Source organism: Aeromonas sp. 604176, assembly GCF_049170755.1.
Taxonomy (GTDB): Bacteria; Pseudomonadota; Gammaproteobacteria; order Enterobacterales; family Aeromonadaceae; genus Aeromonas; species Aeromonas veronii_A.
This window is the reverse complement of sequence record NZ_JAAKNE010000176.1, coordinates 1-5,104: the sequence shown is the minus strand read 5'-3', so window position 1 is coordinate 5,104 and position 5,104 is coordinate 1. Positions and strand designations below refer to the sequence as shown.

The following is a 5,104-nucleotide window of genomic DNA, read 5'->3' as shown; positions in this document are numbered from 1 at the left end:
TGGTGGCTATGACGGGATTCGAACCTGTGACCCCCGCATTATGAGTGCGATGCTCTAACCAACTGAGCTACATAGCCAACCTTGCTTCCGGTGAGTCGTTACCTCGTCACCGTGCGGGCCGAATTATGCGTATCTGGCTCTGGGGCGTCAACCCTTTTTTTGCCAGAAAAACGCAATTTGAGTGCGTTTGACCAGTTATTGGTCTCTGTTGCGCAAAAGCCCAACAATTTGGTTTTTTTTAAGACATTGCCATTATTGCCCGGGCAATGGTAGATAAAAAACAGGCCAGCAAATGCTGGCCTGTCATGGGATTAGACGTTGAACAGGAAGTTCATGATATCGCCATCTTTGACGATGTAATCTTTCCCTTCAGCGCGCATCTTGCCCGCTTCCTTGGCGCCTTGCTCACCCTTGTAGTTGATAAAGTCTTCAAAGGCGATGGTTTGGGCGCGAATAAAGCCTTTTTCAAAGTCAGTGTGGATCTTGCCAGCCGCTTGCGGGGCAGTGGCACCGACCGGAATGGTCCAGGCGCGTACCTCTTTCACACCGGCGGTGAAGTAGGTCTGCAGGTTGAGCAGCTGGTAGCCGGAGCGGATCACGCGGTTCAGGCCCGGCTCTTCGATACCAAGGTCAGCCATGAACTCGGCGCGATCTTCGTCGTCCAGTTCGGCGATGTCGGCTTCGATGGCACAGCAGACCACGACCACGACCGCGTTCTCGGCGGCGGCGATTTCACGCACCTTGTCCAGATAGGGGTTGTTCTCGAAGCCATCTTCCGCCACGTTGGCGATATACATGGTTGGTTTCAGGGTCAGGAAGTTGAGGTGGCTCACGGCGGCCAGCTCTTCTTTATCCAGCTTCATGCCGCGGATCATCTGGCCGTTTTCCAGTGCGACCTTGATCTTCTCAAGCACTTCTACTTCAAGCTTGGCATCCTTGTCGCCGCCTTTGGCGCGCTTGGACTGGCGGTGAATGGCGCGCTCGCAGGCGTCCAGATCCGACAGGGCCAGCTCGGTGTTGATCACTTCGATATCGTCAGCAGGGGAGACCTTGCCGGCAACGTGAATGATGTTCTCGTCGTCGAAGCAGCGCACTACGTGGCCGATCGCTTCGGTTTCACGGATGTTGGCCAGGAACTGGTTACCCAGACCTTCACCCTTGGAGGCACCGGCAACCAGACCGGCGATGTCCACAAATTCCATGGTGGTCGGTACAACGCGCTGCGGATTGATGATGGCAGCCAGCTGATCGAGGCGGGGATCCGGCATCGGCACCACACCTGTGTTCGGCTCGATGGTGCAGAACGGGAAGTTGGCGGCTTCGATACCGGCCTTGGTCAGTGCGTTGAACAGGGTGGATTTGCCTACATTGGGCAGGCCCACGATACCGCATTTAAAACCCATGGATTGTTACCTTACTTGATGGATGCTGTGAGGCTCGCCCGTAGGCGGCCCGTGTCATGCTTTATTCGGCTTTGAAGCTGTGCAAGCGATTCATGGCCTTGGTCATATCTTGTTTGAACAGGATGTCGGTGGCGCGCAGGGACTCGTCCAGCGCGGCGTCGATCAGGTTCTGTTCACTGCTGGGGGCCTTGGTCAGGACGAAGCCCGCCACCTGCTCTTTGCTGCCGGGATGGCCGATCCCGAGACGCAGCCGGAAGAAGTTATTGTTGTTGCCCATCTTGGCGATGATGTCCTTGAGGCCGTTATGGCCACCGTGACCACCACCCTGCTTGAACTTGGCGATGCCAGGCGGCAGATCCAGTTCGTCATGGGCCACCAGCATCGCTTCCGGCTCAATCTGATAAAAACGCGCCAGTGCGGCCACCGCCTTGCCAGAGAGGTTCATATAGGTGTTCGGGATGAGCAGCCGCACATCCTGCCCCTCGACCAGGATGCGGGCAGTATGGCCGAAGAACTTGGGTTCTTCACGCAGGCTGACATTGTGCCAGCGGGCCAGTTGCTCCACATACCAGGCGCCCGCATTGTGGCGGGTCTTGGCATATTCCGGGCCGGGGTTGCCCAGTCCGACGATCAGTTTGATTTCGCTTGTCACGCTTGATGTCTTCACTCGCAGCTGCCGTGGGCACACTACCCAGGGCAATAGGACGCAATATTCTAGCCGCCGAGTGGCGATCACTCAACCAATGCGCATGTTATGGCGGGATTTGCAGCATTATTGCGGCCAATGGGTGGCTAACGGTGGGCAAACGGGCCTCTTGCATGAGGCCCGTTTCAGCTTGCCGATGGATTGTGCCCGGTTGACTACCGTCGTTATTTGGCACGCAACAGGGTTACGGTCTCTTCATCCAGTGCGGTCAGGGTGGGACGGGCATCGCGCACATACTCCACGAAAGAAGCTGCATCGGTGCCGCAATCCACGCCGCTGGCTTTGCAATCGAGGGGCTGGCCCGGGGCATAGACGGCGCTCAGCAGCTCGCCGTTTTGTGCCACCTTCAGCACCGGGAAGGCGGTCAGCTTGCCATTGACGCTGGCGATATCGACCCGCTCGCTCTTCTGACGCTGGGCATTGGCCAGTGCCTGCCAGCCATCGTTGCCGTTGGCGCTGTAGGCGTTCATCACCACCCGATAGCGCTGGTTATCCACCAGATCTTGCCATTCGCCACTTGCGGTCTTGCGCTGCAATTGGGTCAGGGTGCCCGCCTTGCCTGCGTCGGTCTCCTGGAAGGTGTAACGCAGGTTACCGCCATAGGGGAACTTGCCGGCATGGGCGCTGGCGGGCAGGGTGGCGGTGATGGTCTCGGTCAGCAGGGCACGCACCTCGGCGCCAGTCAGGGTCAGCACCGAGAGCTGGTTCTTGAACGGCAGCAGGGTGAGGGCACTATCCCCCTCACGCCATTCGCCAGCGGGCAGGTCGGCGCGTACGCCGCCCACCGCCACCAGAGAAAAATCGACCGGGCCGCCGGTCAGGGCTTGCACTGCTGGGGTATTGGCCCAGTAGAACTCCCCTTCGGCAACCAGCGGCGCTACATCTGAGCCGTGGCTGTCGCTGCCGTTGTCACCGGGACGACGGGCATTTTGCAGCTGCTCGGGGATGGTGCCGATCACCGGGCCGTAGGCTTTCTCTAGCGCCGGTTTGTAGTGGCTGTCGATGATGCCGCGCAGGCGCGGATCTTCATCCACGGTCACCAGATTGGGCTGGTTGTCGACAAACTGGCTCGCCTCTTTGCTGCGGGCGTCGTCGAGTGCTTGCTTGCGCGCCGCATCGGCGAAGAAGTCGCGGCTGGCCAGCAGGCTGTTGTGGCCTTGGCAGTCGGTCACCTGACCCTGGCTGTCAAAGGTCACCTGTGCCAGACCGATGGCCTGGGCGTAGGAGCCCGCCTGCACCACGCAGGTCTTGCCGATGCCATCCGGATTGGTCACCAGCTTGGCGTAATCGCCGGTCTTGCCCCAGCCAATATTGCGAAAATCGCCGAGCAGGCTGTGGGAGTGGCCGCCGACGATGGCATCGAGGCCGTTTACCTTGGCGGCCAGCGCCAGATCCCGCTCGTTGCCGATGTGGGTCAGCGCCACGATCTGGTGGATCCCCTTGGCTTGCAGCATGTCGACCGTGGCCTGAGCCGAGGCGACCTCCTTGCCAAAGCGCAGTTTGCCGACGTTGGGGGCGATATTGCCCATGTCTTCCAGTACCAGACCGATGACGGCGACCAGCTGTTTGCCTTGTGGCAGGTTGTCGAGATCGGTGACCGGGCTCTTCTGGTTGCCGTCAAAGGCGTAGACCACGAAGGGCTTGAGGTTGTCAGCCTTGCTGAGAGCCGGATCGGCCTTGGTGTCGAGGTTGGCGGCCAGCACCGGGAAGTTGACCCCCTCGATGAAGCGGGCCAGCTTCTGGTTATCCAGATCGAACTCGTGGTTGCCCAGCGCCATGGCATCGAGGCCGAACTGGCTCAGCAACTCGGCGTTGGCCATCCCCTCGTTGAGTTTGAAGTAGCCGCTGCCCTGCCAGGCATCACCGCCGTGCAGCAGCAGCAAGGGCTGGTTCTTGGCCAGCGCATCGGCCTGATAGGCTTTCGCCATGGTCAGCAGGCGCGGGTAACCGCCAAAGCGGGTATAGAGGGTGTCCGTCTCCCCCTGCTGGGCAAAGATCTGCCCTTTGATCTCCGCATTGACCGGATCAAACTGGGAGTGGGTGTCGTTCATGTGAGCCAGGGTCAGCACGAAGGGCGGGTTCTCTTTGACGGGCTGACAGGCGAACAGGGCGGAGGTAAGGGTCGCGAGCAGGAGGGGACGCAAGCAATTCATGGGTAAATCCTTAAGCCTGCCGGGGGCAGGGTCGTACCAGATAGCAGAAAGTTGGAAAGAGAAGGTCCAGAAAGACGAAAACCGCCTGATGGCGGTTTTCGTTATTGCTGAATCTATCAATGCTCAAACATGGCAGAGATGGACTCTTCGTTGCTGATGCGACGAATGGCTTCGGCCAGTACAGTTGACAGCGTCAGCTGCTTGACCTTGCCGACCGCTTTCATCTCCGCAGTGAGCGGGATGGAGTCGGTGATGATCAGTTCATCGATAACGGAGTTCTTGATGTTCTCGACGGCGGAACCGGAGAAGACCGGGTGGGTAGCGTAGGCGAATACACGCTTGGCACCGCGCTCTTTCAGGGCCTCTGCGGCTTTGCACAGGGTGCCGCCGGTGTCGATCATGTCATCAACGATGATGCAGTCGCGGCCGGCAACGTCACCGATCAGGTGCATGACCTGGGAGACGTTCGGGCGGGGACGGCGCTTGTCGATGATGGCGATGTCGGTGTCATCCAGCAGCTTGGCGATGGCGCGTGCACGCACGACGCCACCGATGTCCGGAGAGACGACGACAGGAGACTCGAGGTTCTTGGACTTCATGTCTTCCAGCAGCACCGGGCTACCGAACACGTTGTCTACCGGAACGTCGAAGAAACCTTGAATTTGCTCGGCATGCAGGTCAACGGTCAGCACGCGATCCACACCGACGCTGGAGAGGAAGTCAGCGACAACCTTGGCGGTGATGGGTACACGGGCGGAGCGGACACGGCGGTCCTGACGGGCATAACCAAAGTAGGGGATAACGGCAGTGATACGGCCAGCTGAAGCACGACGCAGAGCATC

General features: G+C 59.5%; 4 protein-coding genes and 1 tRNA gene. All 5 read right to left on the bottom strand.

Translation table 11 applies throughout. The features are described from left to right. Positions 1-77, bottom strand: a tRNA-Met gene (locus G5358_RS19980). Positions 78-311: 234 nt separating this feature from the next. Beyond that, positions 312-1,403, bottom strand: coding sequence for a redox-regulated ATPase YchF (gene ychF, locus G5358_RS19975; RefSeq protein WP_005353921.1), 1,092 nt, complete (start codon positions 1,401-1,403; stop codon positions 312-314). 61 nt (positions 1,404-1,464) lie between these two features. Further along, complete coding sequence (gene pth, locus G5358_RS19970; protein ID WP_167574292.1) at positions 1,465-2,055, bottom strand: aminoacyl-tRNA hydrolase; 591 nt, start codon at positions 2,053-2,055, stop codon at positions 1,465-1,467. Between the two features lie 218 nt (positions 2,056-2,273). Continuing rightward, on the bottom strand, positions 2,274-4,262 hold the full coding sequence (locus G5358_RS19965; RefSeq protein ID WP_421324777.1) for a bifunctional metallophosphatase/5'-nucleotidase: 1,989 nt from the start codon (positions 4,260-4,262) through the stop codon (positions 2,274-2,276). A gap of 116 nt (positions 4,263-4,378) precedes the next feature. Further along, a partial coding sequence (locus G5358_RS19960; RefSeq protein ID WP_421324776.1) for a ribose-phosphate pyrophosphokinase occupies positions 4,379-5,104 on the bottom strand: 726 nt, incomplete at its 5' end.